The 21,118-nt window shown below is 40.9% G+C and carries 20 protein-coding genes and 1 pseudogene; 9 read left to right on the forward strand and 12 right to left on the reverse strand.

Annotated features, from left to right (window positions below; translation table 11 throughout):
- Positions 1 to 16: 16 nt before the first annotated feature.
- Genes NSS81_RS08480 through NSS81_RS08495 form a run of 4 tightly spaced genes read right to left on the reverse strand, consistent with a single transcriptional unit; the run spans position 17 to position 3,974 of the window.
- Positions 17 to 1,000 carry a ribose ABC transporter permease gene (locus NSS81_RS08480; RefSeq protein ID WP_342433063.1) on the reverse strand — a complete coding sequence of 328 codons (984 nt, stop codon included), beginning with the start codon at positions 998 to 1,000 and terminating at the stop codon, positions 17 to 19.
- On the reverse strand, positions 993 to 2,489 hold the full coding sequence (locus NSS81_RS08485; RefSeq protein ID WP_342433064.1) for a sugar ABC transporter ATP-binding protein: 1,497 nt from the start codon (positions 2,487 to 2,489) through the stop codon (positions 993 to 995). Before NSS81_RS08485 ends, NSS81_RS08480 begins: the two co-directional genes overlap by 8 nt.
- Positions 2,490 to 2,520: 31 nt before the next feature.
- Entirely contained in the window at positions 2,521 to 2,919 is a 399-nt protein-coding gene (gene rbsD, locus NSS81_RS08490) for a D-ribose pyranase (protein ID WP_342433065.1), read from the reverse strand.
- 32 nt (positions 2,920 to 2,951) lie between these two features.
- Positions 2,952 to 3,974 (reverse strand): LacI family DNA-binding transcriptional regulator, encoded by a 1,023-nt coding sequence (locus tag NSS81_RS08495; RefSeq protein ID WP_342433066.1) that lies wholly within the window; start codon positions 3,972 to 3,974, stop codon positions 2,952 to 2,954.
- Between the two features lie 324 nt (positions 3,975 to 4,298).
- Here NSS81_RS08495 and NSS81_RS08500 point away from each other — a divergent pair, with 324 nt between their 5' ends.
- On the forward strand, positions 4,299 to 4,538 hold the full coding sequence (locus NSS81_RS08500) for a hypothetical protein (protein WP_342433067.1): 240 nt from the start codon (positions 4,299 to 4,301) through the stop codon (positions 4,536 to 4,538).
- A 110-nt stretch (positions 4,539 to 4,648) separates the two neighbouring features.
- Here NSS81_RS08500 and NSS81_RS08505 read toward each other — a convergent pair.
- Together NSS81_RS08505 and NSS81_RS08510 are read right to left on the reverse strand one after the other, a co-directional pair.
- Positions 4,649 to 4,960, reverse strand: a pseudogene (locus tag NSS81_RS08505) (redoxin domain-containing protein); the annotation flags it as partial.
- A gap of 15 nt (positions 4,961 to 4,975) precedes the next feature.
- Entirely contained in the window at positions 4,976 to 5,143 is a 168-nt protein-coding gene (locus NSS81_RS08510) for a hypothetical protein (RefSeq protein WP_342433068.1), read from the reverse strand.
- A 162-nt stretch (positions 5,144 to 5,305) separates the two neighbouring features.
- On the opposite strand from NSS81_RS08510, the gene NSS81_RS08515 reads away from it, so the two are divergent.
- Both NSS81_RS08515 and NSS81_RS08520 read left to right on the forward strand, forming a co-directional pair.
- Positions 5,306 to 5,866, forward strand: a complete 561-nt coding sequence (locus tag NSS81_RS08515) for a glycerol-3-phosphate acyltransferase (RefSeq protein ID WP_342433069.1) — start codon at positions 5,306 to 5,308, stop codon at positions 5,864 to 5,866.
- Positions 5,866 to 7,470, forward strand: a complete 1,605-nt coding sequence (locus NSS81_RS08520; RefSeq protein ID WP_342433070.1) for an aminotransferase class V-fold PLP-dependent enzyme — start codon at positions 5,866 to 5,868, stop codon at positions 7,468 to 7,470. The genes NSS81_RS08515 and NSS81_RS08520 overlap by 1 nt, the downstream gene beginning before the upstream one ends.
- A gap of 82 nt (positions 7,471 to 7,552) precedes the next feature.
- Here NSS81_RS08520 and NSS81_RS08525 read toward each other — a convergent pair whose 3' ends face one another.
- From NSS81_RS08525 to NSS81_RS08535, 3 genes are read right to left on the reverse strand one after another with little or no spacing between them, the layout of a single operon-like run.
- A complete protein-coding gene (locus NSS81_RS08525; protein WP_342433071.1) occupies positions 7,553 to 8,608 on the reverse strand; it encodes an ATP-binding protein in 1,056 nt (351 codons plus the stop codon).
- A gap of 15 nt (positions 8,609 to 8,623) precedes the next feature.
- The gene (locus NSS81_RS08530) at positions 8,624 to 9,106 is read right to left on the reverse strand and encodes a magnesium chelatase domain-containing protein (RefSeq protein ID WP_342433072.1); all 483 of its coding nucleotides are present in this window, start codon (positions 9,104 to 9,106) and stop codon (positions 8,624 to 8,626) included.
- A complete protein-coding gene (locus tag NSS81_RS08535; RefSeq protein ID WP_342433073.1) occupies positions 9,091 to 9,705 on the reverse strand; it encodes a transposase in 615 nt (204 codons plus the stop codon). The genes NSS81_RS08530 and NSS81_RS08535 overlap by 16 nt, the downstream gene beginning before the upstream one ends.
- A 433-nt stretch (positions 9,706 to 10,138) precedes the next feature.
- Between NSS81_RS08535 and NSS81_RS08540 the strand changes: the two genes are divergently transcribed.
- The 4 genes from NSS81_RS08540 (at position 10,139) to NSS81_RS08555 (ending at position 13,669) form a co-directional block, all read left to right on the forward strand.
- On the forward strand, positions 10,139 to 12,043 hold the full coding sequence (locus NSS81_RS08540) for an N-acetylmuramoyl-L-alanine amidase (RefSeq protein WP_342433074.1): 1,905 nt from the start codon (positions 10,139 to 10,141) through the stop codon (positions 12,041 to 12,043).
- Positions 12,044 to 12,289: 246 nt separating this feature from the next.
- Positions 12,290 to 12,529, forward strand: a complete 240-nt coding sequence (locus NSS81_RS08545) for a helix-turn-helix transcriptional regulator (RefSeq protein ID WP_342433075.1) — start codon at positions 12,290 to 12,292, stop codon at positions 12,527 to 12,529.
- Between the two features lie 340 nt (positions 12,530 to 12,869).
- Positions 12,870 to 13,319, forward strand: a complete 450-nt coding sequence (locus tag NSS81_RS08550; RefSeq protein ID WP_342433076.1) for a DUF6376 family protein — start codon at positions 12,870 to 12,872, stop codon at positions 13,317 to 13,319.
- 38 nt (positions 13,320 to 13,357) lie between these two features.
- A complete protein-coding gene (locus tag NSS81_RS08555) occupies positions 13,358 to 13,669 on the forward strand; it encodes a DUF3221 domain-containing protein (protein ID WP_342433077.1) in 312 nt (103 codons plus the stop codon).
- Between the two features lie 51 nt (positions 13,670 to 13,720).
- On the opposite strand, the gene wecB is transcribed toward NSS81_RS08555, so the two are convergent.
- Complete coding sequence (gene wecB / locus NSS81_RS08560) at positions 13,721 to 14,872, reverse strand: UDP-N-acetylglucosamine 2-epimerase (non-hydrolyzing) (protein ID WP_342433078.1); 1,152 nt, start codon at positions 14,870 to 14,872, stop codon at positions 13,721 to 13,723.
- A 328-nt stretch (positions 14,873 to 15,200) separates the two neighbouring features.
- Between wecB and NSS81_RS08565 the strand changes: the two genes are divergently transcribed.
- Positions 15,201 to 17,576 carry a penicillin acylase family protein gene (locus NSS81_RS08565; RefSeq protein ID WP_342433079.1) on the forward strand — a complete coding sequence of 792 codons (2,376 nt, stop codon included), beginning with the start codon at positions 15,201 to 15,203 and terminating at the stop codon, positions 17,574 to 17,576.
- A gap of 82 nt (positions 17,577 to 17,658) precedes the next feature.
- Here the strand turns inward: NSS81_RS08565 and NSS81_RS08570 are convergent, their stop codons facing one another.
- Both NSS81_RS08570 and NSS81_RS08575 read right to left on the reverse strand, forming a co-directional pair.
- The gene (locus tag NSS81_RS08570) at positions 17,659 to 18,450 is read right to left on the reverse strand and encodes an SGNH/GDSL hydrolase family protein (protein WP_342433080.1); all 792 of its coding nucleotides are present in this window, start codon (positions 18,448 to 18,450) and stop codon (positions 17,659 to 17,661) included.
- 115 nt (positions 18,451 to 18,565) lie between these two features.
- Positions 18,566 to 18,775 carry a hypothetical protein gene (locus tag NSS81_RS08575; protein ID WP_342433081.1) on the reverse strand — a complete coding sequence of 70 codons (210 nt, stop codon included), beginning with the start codon at positions 18,773 to 18,775 and terminating at the stop codon, positions 18,566 to 18,568.
- A gap of 221 nt (positions 18,776 to 18,996) precedes the next feature.
- Between NSS81_RS08575 and NSS81_RS08580 the strand changes: the two genes are divergently transcribed.
- Entirely contained in the window at positions 18,997 to 21,027 is a 2,031-nt protein-coding gene (locus tag NSS81_RS08580; protein WP_342433082.1) for a molybdopterin oxidoreductase family protein, read from the forward strand.
- The last annotated feature ends 91 nt before the right edge of the window (positions 21,028 to 21,118 follow it).

Consider the following 21,118-nt stretch of genomic DNA (forward strand, 5'->3'; position numbering starts at 1 on the left):
TAAACCCTCCAGTTTATTATTTTTTAATTTTAGAAAACTTACTATCTACTAAAACCGCTACTAAAATAACAAGGCCCTTTGCGATACTTTGATAGAACGGTGACACATTCATCAAATTCAAAATATTATCGAGAACACCCATGATCAATGCACCAATCAGTGTTCCAGTTACCGCCCCTTTCCCCCCTGCTAAACTTGTCCCGCCAATAATTACCGCAGCAATCGCATCTAACTCAATTCCGTTACCGGCTGTTGGTTGTGCTGACATTAATCGCGAGGTATAAATAATGGCAGATAAAGCTGAAAGTAAACCAGCAATTCCAAATACAGCGATTTTTACTCCTCTAACATTAATTCCTGCTAGAACCGCTGTTTCTTCATTGCCACCGATCGCATAAATGTATCGGCCAAAGCTTGTGTATTTTAACATCCAATACATGAAACCAAAGATAGCAAACATGATGATGATTGGAACAGGAATACCGAAAATTCTTCCGCTACCAATAAAACGGTAAGCTTCATTGCTAACTACGAGCGGATACCCCTTTGTGTAGACAAGTGTCATACCGCGTGCGATAACCATGATCGCCAATGTGACAATAAAGGATGGAATTCCAAACCTTGCCACAAAAAATCCGTTAAGAATACCAAATAGCAAACCAACGGCAAGTGCCGCAACTAATGCAAGCCACAGTGGCCAGCCTGCTGTGAGGGCTCCAGCTAAAATCGCTCCCGAAAAGGCCATTACCGCCCCTACAGAAAGGTCAATTCCTGCTAGTAAAATAACCAGGGTCATCCCACTTGCGATAATTGCGATAATTGAAACTTGGCGCAACACGTTCATGACGTTGCTCATCGTGAAGAATACATCTGATAAGGAAGCAGCAACGACACATAACACGATAAAAATGAGAAGTACACGATATTTTTCAATTAACGACAGCCAGTTGACCCCCGCCTTTTTCTCTTCTTGCTTTTGAACAGGTGTTGTACTAGGCATTCATCACACCTCCGGATGCGTAATAAAAGATTTTTTCCTGAGTTGCTTCGCTCTGACTAAGCTCGGCAGTTATCCGCCCTTCATTCATCACCATGATACGGTTACTCAATCCAAGCAGTTCTGGCATTTCAGATGAGATCATAATAATTGAAATCCCCTCACCTGTAAGCCTTTTCATTATTTGATAAATTTCCGCCTTCGCACCCACATCAATGCCCCTTGTGGGTTCATTTAATATGAGCAATTTCGGATTCATTTGCAGCCATTTTCCAAGAACGACCTTCTGCTGATTTCCGCCGCTTAACGTTCTGACCTCAACCTTTGCATCATGAACCTTTATTTTCAAATCCTGAATCCAGCGATTTACAATTTCATCCTTTTTCCTGCGCTTTAGGATACCAAACTGTGAAATTTTTCGATAGGATGGTAGAAGCAGATTTTCATAAACAGATAGGCCAAGGACGAGCCCCTCCTGCTTCCGGTCGTCTGTCACCAAGGCAATTCCAGCATCAATTGCACCCTTTGGCCCCTTAACAAGCTTCGAATCAACCTTTACGGTCCCTGTCATATTGTTGTACATTCCAAAAATCGCTTTCGAAAGTTCAGTACGTCCCGAACCCATTAATCCAGCAATGCCAAGTATTTCGCCTTTTTTTACGGTAAAATTAATCCCGTTTAAAGCACCTGGCACCGAAACGTCTTTTACCTCTAAACAGACTTGGTCAGTCGGCAGGCCTTTTTCTGGAAACATATCGGTCAGTTCACGGCCAACCATCATTGTAACCATGTCATCCTTAGTTACATCTTTAACTAAGGCACTTCCGATATACTTTCCATCCCTTAATACAGCAATTGAATCGGCAACAGCTTGTACCTCTTCAAGACGGTGGGTAATAAAAATGACACCCATGCCTTGCTGTTTGAGCTCTTTCATGATGGCTAACAGTTTATTTGTTTCTTCATCATTTAAAGCCGCTGTCGGCTCATCCATGATAATAATTTTTGAATGAAAGGAAAGGGCTTTTGCGATTTCCACCAGCTGTTGCTGGGCAACGGATAAGTCGGCAATAAGCGTTTCCGGGGAAACGCGTGTCAAACCAACTTTATCAAGCCACTCTCTCGTTTCCAACTTGATCTTCTTTCGGTCGATAATTCCTTTTGTCTTACGTGGCTCCCTGCCGATAAAAATATTTTCAGCAACACTCATATGCGGGATTAAGTTAAATTCTTGATAAATGATACTTATCCCCAAATTTTGCGAGTACTTTGGCCCCTCAATCTTTACAGGATGCCCATTTATATAGATTTGTCCGTTACTTGGCTGATAGACACCTGCTAGTACCTTCATTAATGTAGATTTGCCGGCACCATTCTCACCGAGCAATGCAAGAATTTCTGACTGGTTCACCTGAATTGATACGTGATCAAGTGCCTTCACACCAGGAAATTCCTTTGATATTTCCTTCATTTCCAGCAATGCTGTACCCACTTGCTCATCCCCTTTTGTATGAGGTCAACTATTAGTAAACGACTCCTGCAACTAAAATAACATTGGCATAACCGGTAAACTCACCAGTACGAATTAAGCCTCTTGCTTGTTTTGTTTGTTGCTTGAATTCCACATGTGGAATGTATTCAATCGGCAGATTTGGGAATCTGCTGACAATTTGATCATGCATCTCAGGACTAATGGTTTTCACTTCTTCTGCTAAAATAACTTTTTCTACTTCGAGCTCAGTTAAAACAGTATCAAGAGTTTCAAGGAACCCAGGAATACCTTCCTTTAAAGCTAAATCAATTCGATGTGTCACATTCTCTGGAATTGGCAAACCTGCATCCGTCACAACGATGTAGTCGGTATGACCTGTTTCAGAGATTAACTGATTAATTTTTGGATTTAAAATTCCGCCCTTTTTCATTATTGCTTCCTCCTACTTTTTAATGTAAACGTTTAGATTTTTATGTGATTGGGTTGACTGGATTCGCGAATAATTAACTCTGGTGTTAATAATAACTCCCTTTTAGGAAGATTTCCTTTATTGTGAATGCGTTCGTGCACTAACTGAAAGGCGATTTCGCCAATAGTCGTCATCGGCCGTGAGACCACTGACAATTTTGGTTTAATAAAGGTGGCAATTTCGACATCATCAAAACCGATGAAGGAGACTTCTTCACCTAACTTCCAATCCAACTCATTTAATGCCTTCACGCAGCCAATCGTCATCTGGTTGTTTGATGAAAAAATAGCAGTAGGTCTATTTTCCGAATAAAATAAGTTCAATGCACCTTTGTAACCACTCGTTTCTCTAAAATCCCCTTGAAAAACTAAGTTTGGGTCAAGCGGAATATTGTATTCCTCCAGCGCCTTCTTATAACCTAAATAACGTTCATGTCCTGGTGTAGTGTTCTGTGGCCCACAAATAATGGCAATTCTATCATGCCCCTGTAATATTAAATGTCGCACAGCCTGATAAGAGCCATTTACGTTGTCCACTAAAACTGTGTCCACTTCAAAATTCTTAATTGCCCGGTCAACGGCAACAATTGGAATACCCTGATCCTGCAAAAGTTTAATATGGTCTCCGGTTTCATTTGCTGTTGTAATAATCACGCCATCTACTCCGCGTTCAATGAAGATTTTCACAATTTCTTCTTCAACCTTTTGCGATTCATTCGTGCTGCTGAGAATCGTATAATAGCCCTTTTCCCGAGCTTTCTGCTCTATGCCAGCAACTACATGCGGAAAAAATGGATTTGTTATATCGGGCACAATAATGCCAATCGTGTTTGTTTCTTTTCGCTTCATACTTCGTGCTACAGCACTGCGGATATAACCAAGCTCACCGATAGCGCTTACAATCCGGTCCTCTGTTGCCTTTCTAACGCCGCCTTGATTGTTAATTACCCTTGATACAGTTGCGATTGAAACATTTGCAAGCCTTGCTACATCCTCAATAGTAGGTTTATAGTCCATAGTCGAGTATCTCCTAAAATCTAAACGTTTACATTTTGTTAAAATAAAGTCTAATATATTTAGATTTTGGGTTGTTTATGTAAATGTAAACGTTTAGATTTCTTTTATAGTTTGATAATATCACTGCGTTCTAGGTAAAATCAAGCATGTTTTATATTATTTTAAAATTTCTTACTAGCAGGTAATTTATCAAGTAGTTTAGTTAGTTTCTCAAGTATTTTCTCTGACCAATAGTTGACCATAATTTTAACGTATAAAACGGCGGTGAGATTAATATCAATTAATAAATGTTATTTTTAGGAGGAGAGGCTTCTGAGAGGAATCTTGAGGTTTGTTGGTGCTCTTTTTCTCATATTTGGAGTTTATCTGATTTTTACCAGTCAAGTCTTTTTTGGATTCTTGGCGATAATTATTGCCTTTCTAATTTTCCCTAATCGTCAACAGAGCAGCCATAAAAGTTATGGTTACGACCATGAATACGATCATGGCTCATCCTACAGCTCAGACAGCGACACGGGTGACGGTGGCGGTGACGGTGGCGGTGACGGTGGCGGTGGTGACTAAAAAACATCCTCAAGCGTGAGGATGTTTTCATTTAGTTAACTGTCCACCTGGAGTGGACAGTGTCCACGGGCGGTGCCTGTCACCGCAACATGTCACCGCAACAGTGTCACCTACTGTAATTTTTCAGTTGCGAAGGTGATGATGCCTTCGATTTCTTCGCCAAAGGGGTTTACTTCTTCTGCGTGGATGACGTTGCCTGCTTTATCAACGATGGCAAAGCCTCTTAGCGATTTATGTTCATTTGGGTTTTTCATTTTAGCTTTTTGGATGAAATCAAGTTTTTCATCAGACAGCAAAGGAAAATCCAATCCAAGTTCTTCCTTCAGCTTTTTATGTTCTTTAACAGTGGATGTACTTAGACCATAAACTTTCCCAGGGAAGGTAGCCAATAATTCTTTATTCTTTTGCAGCTCGACCAGCTGCGATTTACAGTAGTCTCAACCCACACCTGTAAACATGAAAATTAATGAAGGCTGTTCCGCGTTCTCTAACACAACCTCTTCCCCATTTTCATCCAATAGTGCATTGGAGCCTGAGCAACCCGTTAAAAGAGCAGTAAAAGCCATCATAACGACGATGAAAATAATAAATCTATGCTTATTCATTTACTCACCTCCCCACATTCACCAAACAATTATACCCCACCAGGTAGGGTTAAATCACAAAAATATGTGAATATTTGTAGAATCATATTATAATGGTAATTAAGTGTAAATCCAACTTTGGGGATTTTAACGATCCTATTCCCTTAAAAGGTTGTGTTAAATGTGATTTTGATATATTTTATTATTTCCTATCTAATTGGAAATATTATGTTCGGCTTTCTTATCACGAAAATCCTTTATCGCAAGGATATTCGCCTTCAAGGGAGCGGAAACGTCGGAGCTCGAAATGCTGGCCGCCTTTACGGTAAAGCCGCATTCATATTAATTTTTCTCGGAGATGCCTTAAAAGGGGCACTTGTGATTCTAGCAGCGCGCTACTTTCAATTTTCTGAAGCCATTCAGCTAATTGGACTAGCCTTGGCCATCCTTGGTCATGTAAAGCCAGTCACACTAAAATTTAGGGGTGGGAAAGGGATTTCAACCTTTATCGGTGGAATCATTGCCTTCAATCCGTTGGTTATTCCCGTGATTATCCTCGGATTTAGTGTCCTCTACCCCTTTTTAAAAAGCTTTACTTTTGCAGGATTAGGAGCATTTCTCTTTATTCCCGCGGTTCTATTTTTTAAAAGCAATGATTGGATTAGTTCTATTATTGAAATCGGCATCATCATCATGCTTTATATAGCGCATGCAGATAATATCAAGGAAAGGCTGAAACCCTAATGGATAAGCACGAATATTTTTTTAAAATTGCAACCTCTGACACGGAGTTCGAACAAATTCATCGCTTAAACTATCAAACCTTTTCAGAGGAAATTCCTCAGCATCAAAGGAATGCGGAACAAAGATTAGTGGATCAATTCCATGCTGAAAATACATATATCATTTGTATCAAAAATGACGAGCTTGTCGGAATGATTGCGGTTCGTGAAAATCGCCCGTTTTCGCTAGATCGAAAAATTGGTGCGGTCGAAGACTCACTTCCAGTTTCCGTAAAATATCCTTGCGAAGTCAGGTTGATGGCGGTCAAAAAGGATTATCGCAATGGGCGCGTCTTCCTTGGGATGGCACAATTTTTAATCATGTACTGCTTGAAAAAAGGCTATGATATTGCCGTCATCTCAGGAACCACTCGCCAATTAAAGCTCTATGGTCAGATGGGCTTCCAACCATTTGCGGAACTAACTGGGGCGGGTGATGCTCTTTTTCAACCGTTATTTTTAACAAAAAGCACGTTTGAAAAATCAATTGCTGGCAGACTTCTTGCGCCGACCATTCCTTTTCTCCCTGGACCTGTACAGGTTTCCGGGGCAGTCATGGAGGCTTTAAGCAGAACCCCTATCTCGCACCGCTCCCAGGCTTTTATCGAAAAACTCGACAAGGCACGAGCGCTGCTCTCAAAATTAGTCAGCAGTAAATATGTTCATATTTTGCTAGGATCGGGAACGCTGGCAAATGACGTGGTAGCTGCTCAGCTTTCGCTTGAATCGGGGCGCGGACTTATCCTCGCAAATGGGGAGTTTGGCAGCCGCTTAATAGACCAGGCAAGTAGGCTTGGACTGCGTTTTGATGCAGTTGAAAAGGAATGGGGCCAAGCTTTCACAAAAGCTGATATTGCTTCAGGTATTTCTGAGGAAACCACTTGGATCTGGGCCGTTCATAGTGAAACATCTTCCGGGATGCTAAACGATCTTTCATTGCTAAAAGAAATTGCCAGTGAACATCAATTGAAGCTTTGCCTGGATTGTATCAGCTCTATTGGTGCTGTAGAGGTTGACTTATCAGGTGTATTTCTAGCCACTGGGGTCAGCGGTAAAGCAGTACGGGCTCTAACTGGAATGTCCTTTGTTTTTCATCACCATGAGGTCCAGCCGTCAATGAAACTTCCAAAGTATCTTGATTTAGGAATGTACATGGCCAAACACAGTGTTCCTTTTTCACAATCCTCCAACCTCTTGGAGTCGCTCCTCGTGGCAGTGGAGAATTTATCAGTTGAGAGATACAAAGAAATTGAGGAAACACACCAGTTCTTAAAGAAACAATTGTTAAACTATAATTTTAAGATAATAAGTGAAGACAACGGCTCGCCAATCATCCATACCATCGAGCTTCCGCGGAGCATATCCTCCGCGATGATTGGTGAATTACTTTACTTCCAAGGGTATCAGCTTCATTACGAAAGTGAATACCTGCAGCAAAGAAACTGGATACAAATTTCCTGTATCGACAACTACGCAACCGCTGACTTAGAAAAAATGACCAGCCTTTTAAAAAGAATCGTCAGCTACGAACGAAAGAACAATGAACAATCGGTTAAAGCACAATAAATCTACACACAAAAAAGTCACTGCTGGTTTCAATGGCAGTGACTTTTTTCAGATCAGTGTCCTCCCCAGGTAGACAAATCAGCTAATTTGTCCACGAGCGGTGCCTGTCACCCGATTGGTCACCCGATTGGTCACCCGATTGTTGTTTCAACTGATTGAGTTTGCTGGCGTGCCAGATGTTTTTGTCGCTGATTGAGGTGTTTGCTTGGAGGTCAGCGATGGTTCGGGCAAGGCGGATGATTTTTATTTGGGTTCTGTTGCTCCAGTTTTCCTTTATCGCCAGCTGCTGAAGGTTTATTTGCTGCTCAGCCGTTAGCGGGTTTGTTTTGAGTAGGGTTTCGTATGGAACTCTACTATTACATACCTCACTCCCGTAGCGGTCATATTGCCGAGATCTTGCCTCTTCCACTCTTTGACGAATGACTTTAGATGCCTCCCATCCCTTTCCATTGGAACTGATCAAGTTAACCGGCTTTAACGCAAGTTGGATATCAAAGCGTTCTCGAAGTGGGCCAGAGATTTTATTTTGATAGGAGAGAATTTGCTGCTTAGTGCACATACAATAATGATAGTCTGAGCCAGTATGGCCACAAGGACAGGGATTCATTGCCGCAATTAAAATAAAGGATGATGGATAGGTAATCCTTGCTTGGGTACGGCTTATGGTGATTTTTCCATTTTCAAACGGCTGTCTTAGCATTTCAAGTGTCTTTTTGGGGAATTCTGCGATTTCATCAAGGAATAGCACACCGTGATGGGCTAAAGAAATTTCCCCCGGTTTTGGATAAGAACCCCCGCCAATCATAGCAATACTAGAAGCCGAATGATGCGGATTCCGATAAGGAGGCATTGTTCCACGAGGAAATTCGTTGCCGCTTAATTGATATAAACTCATCACTTCTAGTTGTGCTTCCTTTGTTAAAGGCGGTAAAATCGATGGAAAGCTCTCGGCTAGCATACTTTTCCCGCAGCCAGGAGGTCCAGACATGAGGACATGGTGCTCCCCGGCAGCAGCAATTTCCAACGCCCTTTTAGTCGTTTGATGTCCGATAACTTGTTGAAAATCAATGAAGCTATCAATCCTGGATTGAAAGTCATCGCTTTTTTTTATAATAGGAAGGGTTCCTTTTCCTGACAAATGATTAATTACTTCCTACATGCTGGATACATAAAGAATCTCTAGCTCTGGTAATTCCAAGCGGGGAAGCCTTTTGTCGTAGGGCATGTAGAGTTTATGTATTCCCACCTTTTTAGCCGCAAGTACTGCAGGCAACATGCCTTCAACTGGCATAATCGTTCCATCCAACGATAAAGCACCAATAAATCCAGCATCTTCTGGTATGTTATCATCCAGTTCATTCAAACTCTGTAACACACTAATTGCCATTGAAAAATCAAACATCGGGCCACTTTTCTTTTGCTCTGCAGGAGAAAGATTAATGATTATTTTTTCACCTGATAGGGGGTATCCCAGTGATTGTAGTGCGGCAATAATCCGTTCCTTTGATTCCTTAACCGCTGCATCGGGCAGTCCGACAATCCTGAATGAATCTGCCCCTACAAAAGCTCTCACCTCAACATTTACCCTGTATCCTTCCATTCCCTTTAAACCGATACTTGTTACTTTAGCACACATGGATTTTCCTCCCTTTTTCTTGGCAAAATAATAACCTTTCCTTTGTTGGATAAAAATAGGTCTACATGCGAGGATTTTACGTATGCCTCATATTTTGTAGATGGGGGATCAGGAAAGTAAGATAACAAGTGTTTTGTATCAATGAATTCGTGGACTTCACCATTAACATAGGCATGGTAACTGCTCCAAGGATAGTCTTCTAGCCTATCAACGAGCCCTGCTTTCAAAGGATTAAGGTGGATGTACTTGCTGACATCAAATTCATAATCAAGGGAATCAAGCAATTCATCACCATAGCGTTTTTCAAACACATGCCCTGTTTGGTTGTATTTTTTATTGAAGTATTTGGCGAATTTGGTGTTTAAGTTGCTCATGATTTTGGATGGTGATGTTTCTGAGGTTTCAAGCTGCAGGTGTGTGTGGTTGCTCATTAAGCAGAAAGATTGAAGAGAAAAGGGGTAGCGGTTCATCGTTTCTTTTAAAAAACGAAGGTACTGGATTCGGTCCTCATCATCATAAAAAAGTGGAGAACGATTGTTGCCTCTACTCGTAATGTGGTATTTTGCACCTGGAAACCAAGCACGATGTTTTCGACCCATAGAGGTCACTCCTATTCAGTTGGAATGGGTTTGAATTTGATTGATTAACGAATTGGGGAGTTTAAAAACAATTGGAAAAAGTAGGAGAGTTACAACTATACCATTCGACACCTTCTGCCAAAATCCTTCTAGGTTTGCAATAAAATAGACTTTGTGGAAAATTACACCTGAAACACCTCAAATAGTGTCCACCCCAGAAAGACAAATGTACACGAGCGGTGACAGGCACCATTAAAGGGGCATCATTAGGTACCATTAGGGCATAGAAATTTATCTTTCTCTCATTTATAATATAAATTGGTAATTGGAAGGTAGAGAGTGAGACTACTATTCAGTGGGTATGCTAGAGTAAATAAACGGAAGAAAGGGCGATAGAGTGGCAAGAAGATAATATTAATAGCTGCAAAACAAGGGGTAGAGAAAGGGACTAGCAATGAAAAGCAAAATTTTATTTTTATCAATTTTCACATTTCTAATAATTGGTTTAGGGCTAGGGGCCACTCATTCATATGCCAGCACCTCTGGATGGAAATCTGATAAAGGCAACTGGTACTTTTACAAAGATAACTCAATGGTAAAAGGATGGGTTTACACGGGGAATCAGTGGTACTTTATGGATTCAAATGGAGCTATGAAAACCGGTTGGGTCTATGACCAAAACAAGTGGTACTTTACAGATTCCAGCGGAGCTATGAAAACAGGTTGGGTCTATGACCAAAACAAGTGGTACTTTACAGATTCCAGCGGAGCTATGAAAACTGGTTGGATCTATGACCAAAACAAGTGGTACTTTACAGATTCCAGTGGTGCTATGAAAACTGGTTGGCTTAACGAACAAGGCAAATTTTATTACCTTCAATCCAATGGGGCTATGAAAACAGGTTGGCTAAAAATAGGAACAGACTGGTATTTTTTAAAAAATAGCGGTGAGAGAAGTACTGGGACAGTATCGGTTGGGACAGAAATATATAATTTTAATAGTTTAGGAGTCATGCAATCTAATATATGGCTGGGGAAATACTATTTTACAAGTAATGGTGCAGCAGCCGAGGGTATAACCGATATTCTAGGTACACAGTATTTATTTAATACAGATGGAGTTCTTGTCACTGGATGGCACAAGTATAATGGAATTTGGTATTATACCAATTTAGACGGCATTATTCAAACTGGCTGGATCACCGTGGAAAATAAAGTCTACTTTATGAATCAAAATGGTATGATGCAAATTGGTTGGATGACTAATCAGGGGAAAACATACTATTTTGCCACTAACGGTGCACTAACAACAGGAATGGCAACTATCGATGGTCGTACATACTATTTCGACAATAATGGGTCCCTTTTTAATGAAGGATGGTTTACCTTAAATACGAAAAGGTATTATGCGGATGCTTCTGGACAGCTTCAACTTGGCTGGAAGGAGCTGAATAATATTCGATATTATTTTGGTTCTGATTATTCGATGAAAACGAACTGGGTTTATGATCAAGGTAACTGGTATTATCTTACCGATCAAAGCGAAATGCTAACAGGTTGGTTTTTACAGGATAATAAGTGGTACTATTTAAATCCGAATGGAATTATGCAAACTGGATGGGCATATGTCAACAGTAAATGGTATTACTTAAATCAATCGGGAATTATGCAAACCGGATGGTTGCTGGATAACGGGAACTGGTACTATTTAGATGCAAATGGAACAATGAAGACAGGCTGGATCACTGTGATCGGCAAAGAATACTTTTTAGAGGCAAACGGAGTTTGGATTCCAATCTCACGGGTCTTGGAAGGTAAGATCATTGTCCTGGATCCAGGACATGGAGGATATGATGGCGGTGCTGGCTCTGGCGGATATCTCGAAAAGAACATCAACCTACAGGTTGGGCTGAAATTGGCTGATCTTCTGAGAAAAAGCGGTGCCACGATATATATGACACGGAGTAAGGATGAATTTGTTTCATTAGATGGCAGAGTAGCATACTCCAATTCGGTGACACCGGATGCATTTATTAGTATTCATGTTAATTCATCTACAGCCTCCAGTCCCTCAGGAATTGAAACTTATTATAATTCAGAAAAAGGGGTATTCCCTACTGAAAGCAAACTACTTGCAACCTATATCCAAAGCGAGTTAATAAAAATTACTGGTGCTGTTGATCGGAAAGTAAAGGATGCAAATTTTATTGTATTAAGAGATAACAATACCCCTGCAGTATTGGTCGAATTGGGTTTCATCTCGAATAATAATGACAGAGCGAACCTCGTCAACGATAGCTACCAAAATAAACTTATGCAAGGCCTGTATAATGGACTAGTAAACTACTTTTCAAACTAAACATCCCTGAAAATGACCTGTGAATCACACAAGTCATTTTTCTCTATAAAGAACCTTAAAAACTAACATAGAACACCACTGTCCACCCCAGGAGGACAAATGTGTTTCAATGGTGCCTGTCACCAAAAAAGTGTCACCAAAAAAGAACCTTTTGCTCAAATCCTTCTAGGATCGCAAATTGAGATTATTATTTACTATTTTCCTACAGCTCAGTTTATAATTATTTTAATAAGGAGGAGAATTAGTATGCAATCTAAAGAAAAGGTTAAAATTGGCAAAGTAATACGCAGATTAAGACTAGAAAGAGGGTTATCACTAGAGGAAGTTGCCTTACATTGCGATGAGGATAGCAACTTCATTAGAGAAATAGAAGTAGAAAAGCATCAAGACCTAGGATTAACTACACTATATTTAATCGCTAAAAAGTTTGATATGAAACTTTGGGAACTTTTCAAAGAAATTGAAGAGGATAATAAGGTACTATAAAAGAGGTAGAGAAGAATATAACAATTAGAGAAAGATGTTAAAATATAGAGAAAAGCAAAAACAACTAACTTTACGCAATAAAAGCACACAAGGATTTAAGATTAAACATAAACCACAAACCATTAGAGGGAAAAACCACTGCTGATATCGGCAGTGGTTTTGTTCTTTGAGATTAAGATAAAGAAGTGTCCACCTCAGGTGGACAAATGTACACGTGTGGTGACAGGCACCATTATTGGGCACCATAATTGCAACTGTAATAATTGTAAGTCCCATATGATACTATAGCTATAGGGAGGCGTTTTATTAATTTCTCTCAAATTTGATTGGAGGCACTAATATGAAGAAATGGTTGGTTATTTTTTCTGCAAGCGTGGTTTTATTTCTTGGTGGCTGTTCTTTTCTTAATGATGCCAAAGATACACTGACATATGTAAATGATGCAACAGATTATTTAGCGGTAGCGACTGATTTTGCGAATCAAGCCCCTGCCCTTGCTCAACAGGCAATAAGCGATGTGCAGGCTGCGGAGGATCTCGAAAGCATACTCCAAGAAATGCAGCAAAAGCTCGAAGGATTTAATGACCTGCAAGCACCTGAGGTAGTCGCTGATTTACACCAGCAAATCGTTGAGAAAAACAACATCATCGCAGATGGAATTGAAACGTATTTAAATAATATCAAAGATGGCTTACTCGACGCTACAATTCTTGAAAACACCGAACTATTCCAGTCTGCACAAGAAATCACAAGCATTATTGATCAAATTCAACAGCTCGGTGGAGAATAGATTCCCTAAATTATTTTAAAGCAAAAGGAGTCTTTGACATGAAAAGGATTCTAATCCTCGTCTTAATTCTATGTTTCTCCTTGGTAGGATGTAATCAAAAGGATGCAAGTATAAAAGGGGAATATGACATAACTGGAACCATCACTGAAGTAAACACCGAAGGAAGGCAAATCTTAGTGGAGGATAAACAAATAGGGCTTGTATGGATAAGTTTGCATGAGGAGGGCGACATCAGCACTTTCCAAATCGGGCAAACCGTAGCTGTTTGGACAGACGGAAAAATCAGAGAATCTTACCCTGCCCAAACAAACGCACTAAATATAGAAATCCTAACTACAGACAATACTTAAAGATAAAAAACCACCCTTTTATATGTAAGGGTGGTTTTTTCTATTTGAAACTTATTCTTCTCTACCTAAATCCTTGGGTCTATCCTTTCGATCTCCCATTTGATAAAGAATTGCATCGACGATTCTTCGGGATGCCTGTCCGTCACCATATGGGTTGGAAGCTTTGGCCATTTTGTCATGCGCCACTTGATCTGATAGTAATTCATCCGCTAGGGTAAAAATAACTTCTTCCTCTGTTCCGGCTAACTTCAATGTACCTGCAGCCACTCCTTCCGGACGCTCAGTTGTATCTCTTAGCACTAATACTGGAACGCCTAAGGATGGTGCCTCTTCTTGAACACCACCAGAATCAGTGAGGATTAAATATGCCTTAGATGCAAAGTTATGAAAATCAATGACATCAAGTGGTTCGATTAAATGGATGCGTTCATTATTCCCTAAAATTTTATTAGCAATTTCACGGACCACTGGGTTCATATGTACAGGATATACCACCTGAACATCCTCGTGTTTCTCAATGAGCCTACTAATGGCATTGAACATATTTTCCATTGGTTTACCTGTATTCTCCCGACGATGCGCAGTCATCAGAATTAACCGGTCATCACCAAGATTATCTATCACCGGATGAGAATAATTTGGTTTTACCGTTGTCTTCAGCGCATCAATCGCAGTATTCCCAGTGACAAAAATAGTATCTTCTTGTTTATTTTCTGATAACAGGTTTTCCTTCGAAAGATCTGTTGGTGCAAAATGAAGATCGGCTAGTACTCCCGTAAGCTGACGATTCATTTCTTCCGGATACGGTGAATACTTATTCCTCGTCCTTAGTCCTGCCTCAACATGTCCTATCGGAATCGAATTGTAAAAGGCTGCCAAACTGGCCACGAAAGTAGTCGAAGTATCGCCATGAACCAATACAATATCTGGCTTAACCTCTTGGAATACTTTATTTAATCCCTCTAAACAACGAGTAGTCACATCAATCAACGACTGTCTGTCTTTCATGATATTTAGGTCATAATCAGGAACAATTTCAAAAATGTTCAAGACTTGATCAAGCATTTCCCTATGTTGTGCAGTTACAGTTACAATCGATTTAATTTTATCGCTATTTTTTTCTAATTCTTTTACAAGTGGAGCCATTTTAATCGCTTCAGGTCTTGTACCAAATACTGTCATTACCTTCAATTGATTTTCCATAATAACCTCCAGGTGGTAGTACAATGCCTACCATTTTCGGTGATATTCTTATAATGCATAAAAACAACCAATCTCATGATATCAAATTTAGTGAAGCGAGAAAAGGTTTAACACGAACTGTTACCTAAAAGCATAAAAACTGAATAAATTCACTTCACTTTTAAGGAAATCCGTCAAAGCAGCATCAAACTCTGAGTTTTTCTGACAAGAAAAATAGAAGTGTCGAAAGTTCATCTATTCAAAATAAAACCCCTATCAAGATATTACATTTTTCACGTCATTCATGCGTTATAGTGAACATGTATTTATATTTCAGGGGGGAATTCTATTGAAAAAGAAGCGCCTTTTATCCGTTTTATCTACTACTTTCATCGCTGCTAGTTTGCTAGCCGTGCCTGTAACCGGACAGGCTAAGCCCAAGGCACCACCACCACTACCTCCATCCTTAGAAATACAGATTGAATCTACTAAAGTATTACAACATCAAGGACAGGAAATTAAAATTGTTCGAGACTCTTTTGGCGTCCCTCACATTTATTCAGAAACAGATGTAGCGCTATTTTTCGGGGCGGGGTTTGCTACGGCTGAGGATCGGCTATGGCAAGCAGAGCTATCAAGAATCGTTGCCAGCGGTAGAATGGCTGAGGTTTTTGGTGGTTCCACAGCTAATATTGGACAGGATCAGGTGATTCGCCGTGACGGATACACAGATGCAGAAGCACTAGCGCAGTTTGAAGCACTCCCTGCATATGTAAAAAGGGGGTTGCAGGGATATATTGACGGAATTAACCACTACATAGAAACCACACCTGGTGCAGCTTTACCGCCTGAGTTCCAAGGTCAGAAGCCAGCAAAATGGACGTTAGTAGATTCACTTAAGGTTCAGCAGTTAATGGTCAGGAGATTTGGAGAAAGTGGTGGTAGTGAGCTTACTCTGGCCACTCGATTAGGTAAACTCCAACAGAAGTTTGGGCAAGCGGAAGGCTTAGAGGTATTCGAAACCGTCTTTTGGAAAAATGACCCGACTGCCCCAGCCTCTCTTTATTCATATACGGATAAATCCGTTAAGAGAGCTAGTAAACTAGATTCAGCAAAATTCCCGAATAGTGAAGCGGTCGCAAATCAACTTGAAAAGGAACAGCAAATGAAACTCGATATTGAAAAAGCTTACGGCTTCCCACATAAAGGTGGAAGCAATGCCTGGGTTGTCAGTCCATCACGTAGTGCCTCTGGAGGAACTCTTTTGCTTGGAGGTCCGCAAATGGGTTATTCTGCCCCTCAGATTGCCCATGAAGTTGGGATTCATGGAGCGGGCTATAACACGGTCGGAATGGCCTTCGCAGGGGCAGGACCTATTCCTTTAATTGGCCGTGGCAATGACTTTGCCTGGACAACTACTACTGGATATGGAGACCAGATTGATACATTTGCCTTAGAGCTTAATCCAAGCAATCCTATGCAATACAAGTATAAAGGCAAATGGGTTGATTTTGAAGTCAGGATAGAAACTATAAAAAGGGCTGGCCAAAGTCCTTTAGAATACAAAGTATATCGAAGTGTCCACGGACCCGTTATTTCAATAGAAAATCAAACAGCCTATACCCAGAAACGTTCTCACTGGGGAAAAGAAATCGAAGCGATGATTGGCTTCTACGATTTCAATCGAGCAAGCAATATCAAACAGTTCGAAAAAGCAGCAGAAAAAATACCAACGTCACATAATTTCTTGTACTCAGACAAACAGGGCAATATTGGCTACTGGATTACAGGTAGAAATGCGATTAGAGCTGATGGAACGGACAACCGTCTGCCGATGCTCGGTGATGGTTCCCAGGATTGGCAAGGGATTGCACCGCTTGAAACCCTGACACATGCGATTAATCCTGCTCAAGGGGTGGTTGCCAACTGGAATAATAAACCGAGTTCTGACTGGGAGTATACCGAAACATTGTTTGGACCAACCCATCGTGCAGGCTTTATTTTGGATCAACTTGACTCTATTAATAAAATATCTTGGACGGACATGGAGGAAGTCAACAAAAAGGCCGGGCACATTGAATTAGATGCCTACTTCTTAAAAGAGATTTTATTATCGAAACTAAACAGTGGGCAGGAGCTTCCAGATGATGTCAAGGCTGCAGGTGAGCTTGTTGCTAACTGGGACATGTACCAGTGGGATAATGATGAAAATGGATTTTACGATGACCCTGGCTTAACGATTTTCAGAAGTTGGTTTGAACGGGTAAAGACGAGCGTATTCAAGGAATTGCAGGGAATCGGTGGGAACTCAAATGACTTGCTTTATCATGTCCTAAGTGCGGATGAGGGTGAACTGCAATCCAAGTATAGCTTCCTCGGCAATTTAGACCTAAACAAAATAGCCCTTGATAGCCTGGAGACCTCTGTACAAAGTCTGTCAGCAAGTAACAAGGACAAAGCAATGACAGAGTGGTTGACAATTACTTCAAAAATCAACTTCCAACAACTAGGCGCCGTTGGTGTTAAGCCAATCCTTTCCATGAACCGCGGAACGTATAATCAAATTGTTGAGTTTTCAAAAAGCAACACGAGGAGTGTTAACATTCTCCCTCCAGGGCAAAGCGGCAATCCATTTTCACCGCACTTTGACGATCAAAGACTCTTATATGCTAACTGGGAGTACAAACCGATGGTGCTAGATATTTTACAACTGAATAAAAAGTGATCCCTAAAAAAAGTGAAAGACCGTCATAAGTGGCAGTCTTTCACTCTTTTTAATACAAGTTGATTGTCGGGCACTCTCAAAGTTACTTGCTTTTGCTTTTATCAATATATTTCCAAAATTCCTTCGCGACAATTTGGTAGCCTTCTAAACTTAGGTGAATATCATTTGGGTTTGGTAAGTAAGTTTGATAGTTTTTTGCAATGATTTTGGCTGTAGGGACAAAGGTATCGCCATTTGCAATAGCTGCTTTTTCAATCCCGCTATTAAATGCGTCTAAAACTTGTAATAGGGCCTGTTGCTGTTCATGACGCAGATATGGAAGGACATTGAAATAACCCATTACATATACTTTCGCATTTGGGTTTAATGCATCAATGGTTTTTAGAATGATATGGATATTACCTACTGCAGAGGCAATTGCCGCTGGTACATTTCCACCGGTTAAAACTACAGGGAGAATATCGTTCCCACCAATATCGAGGGTAATAAATTCGGCCTCCTCAATACCGCCTCTTACATGATCTTTAACTAGAATATCATTTAACACATGCCTAGATTGATAACCGTTTACCGCAAAATTGTCAAAGTCAACAGTGTACTGCGATTGCTCAAAACGCTGAGTTAAATAATCTGGATATCCCAAGTCCTTACCTTTAAAAGGTGTAGCCCCAGCTGCTAAAGAATCCCCTAATGCCACGTAATCAATAACCTTTTTTTCAGGCGCTTTTGCCCAAGCTGAAATCGGTAAAGAGAATACTAACGTGCCCACTAACAATAAACTTTTAAACTTCCTACCCTTGCTCATTCCACCACTCCGTTCCTTATAACGTACAGTTAAATCGTAACAGATTCGTGCGTTATTCACAATATTCATAAGGTTACAATAATTTACAAAATACATAAAAAATAGTGCCTGTCACCACAAATCTTGGTAACAGGCACATGTTTTACCCTCTTAAGAAATATACTACTATCCAGCCTTTGTCACTTTATAGACTTCTAGCAAAGAAACCAGTTTCTTTTTTAGCCGTTTGTATGTATTCTACGAGATCCATATCAACAAAAAGGCGTTTTCCAACAGCCAAAATATCAAGGCCATTTGTTGCATTTACCCGATTATTAAAATATGCTGCAGCCATTCGATCACAGGTATACTCACATGCACGCGAATAAACGTTTCCAAGAAATAGAATCAACATAGCAGGGAGAATTAATAATTGCCTTGTTATTCCTTTTTAGGAAATTTCACCTAAATAAGCGAAAAAAACACCGCGCTAATCCCACATAATGAACCAATAAACTGACAGCTTCTGATAATAATATTAAAATAGTTAAAAAGGTGCCTATCACCACTGTCCACCCTAGAAAGACAAATGTACACCGACGGTGACAGGCACCGCAAAGAAAGGAGACTTTTAGTATGAAACATTTTGGTTATTTTTCTGGCGTATGTCCGCTTGATTGTCCGGATCAGTGCGGCTTACTTTTCAATAAGATTATGGGGAAAATTACAAAGGTTGAAGGGGATCCCTCGCATCCGGTGACGAAGGGGAATATTTGTAATAAGGTAAGGAATATGACGGAGCGAATTTATGATGAAAGTCGGTTGCAGTACCCGATGAAACGGACGGGTGCAAAAGGTGCTGGTCTGTTCGAACGAATCACCTGGGAGGAAGCCATTAAAACGATTACTTCCCGCTGGAAAGAACTTATTCACATGGATGGACCTGACAGTATCCTTCCTTATAGCTTTTATGGAAATATGGGATTGCTCAGCGCAGAGGGAATGGATCGTCGGTTCTTTCATCGCCTCGGTGCTTCACGTCTCGATCGCACAATTTGTAACTCTGCTAGCTCCGTTGGCTATAAATATACAATGGGTGGCAGTTTTGGAATCGACCCTGAAGATACGATTGAGTCCAAACTGATTATCTTTTGGGGGATTAATGCAGTAAGCACTAATATGCATCAAATGATACTGGCCCAAAAGGCACGCAAACATAACGGCGCCAAGATTGTCGTCATCGATGTCCACAAAAATCAAACAGGTAGATTAGCAGATTGGTTTATTCCTATTTTACCAGGGACTGATAGTGCCCTTGCGTTAGGGTTAATGCACGTTTTATTTGCTGAAAACATGGTTGATAACGACTTTATGCAACAATACACGGTTGGGCACGAGGAGCTACGCGAGCATGTTGTCCAGTACGATCCGCTCACCGTTTCTGGAATCACAGGGGTATCGGTCGAAGACATTTATAAGCTCGCTCGGATGTACGGTCAGACCTCCCCTGCGTTTATCCGCATCGGTAACGGGCCGCAGCATCATGACAATGGCGGGATGTTCATCCGAACAGTTTCTTGTCTCCCTGCCCTAACGGGACAATGGCTAGTCAAAGGTGGCGGCGCCATTAAAGGCAATTCTGGCTATTTAGCAACGAATACAATGAGTCTGCAGCGTCCGGACCTTTTGCAAAATAAAAAAATGCGCTCGATAAATATGAACCTGATCGGTGAATCCTTACTGTCCGCTGCCCCTCCTATAAGGTCATTATTCGTATACGGCACGAACCCCGCCGTTGTTGCACCAGAAGGGAATAAGGTCAGAAAAGGGCTGGAGCGCGAGGATTTATTCACCGTCGTCCATGATTTATTTTTAACAGAAACCGCTAAATACGCAGATATTGTTTTACCAGCAACATCGTCGTTTGAAAACACTGATATATATACCTCCTATTGGCATCATTACGTTCAGCTCCAACAGCCCGTTATTGAACCGTATGGAGAGTCTAAATCAAATGTCGATGTCTTCCGTCTGTTGGCGAAGGGAATGGGTTTCACTGAATCTGTCTTCGAAGACACTGAAGCAGAAATGATTGCCCAAGCGCTCGACAACCCAAGTAACCCTTATTTGCAAGGAATTAATTATGAGAGTTTAGCAGAGAATCATTTTTTAAAAGCCGCGGTGAAGCCATTGTTTCCTGGAAAGCTTACGACACCAAGTGGAAAAATTGAGTTATATTCAGAGCAAATGGCGAGTGATGGCCATCCGCCATTGCCAACTTATATCCCATTGCCTGTAGACGGAGAGCATCCTTACCAGTTCATACCTGGGCCAAATCATAATTTTTTAAACTCTACTTTTTCAAACAATCAAGAGCACATCATGCTTGAAAAAGAAGAACCGCGCTTGCACATGAATCATCATGATGCTAAACGTTCAGGGATTATAGATGGGGAAATGGTTCGCGTTTGGAATGGACGCGGAGAATGCAAGCTCAAAGTGCAGGTTGGCGAAAGCGTCCTTCCGGGAGTTGTCGTGACACAGGGTCTCTGGGCTGATGACAAAGGCACAATGCAACTAGTAAACTCACTAACTCCTGATCGAATTGCCGACATGGGCGGAGGGGCCACCTTCTTCTCAGGGCGGGTAAGCGTAGAGAAATCATAAAAAATAAACCTCATTTCGGTGAGGTTTATTTTTTTATCCTTGACGGTTATTCCCACTGTCCACCTCAGGCGGACAAATGGCTGATTTGTCC

It is taken from the genome of Neobacillus sp. FSL H8-0543 (genome assembly GCF_038592905.1).
GTDB lineage: Bacteria > Bacillota > Bacilli > Bacillales > Cytobacillaceae > Neobacillus.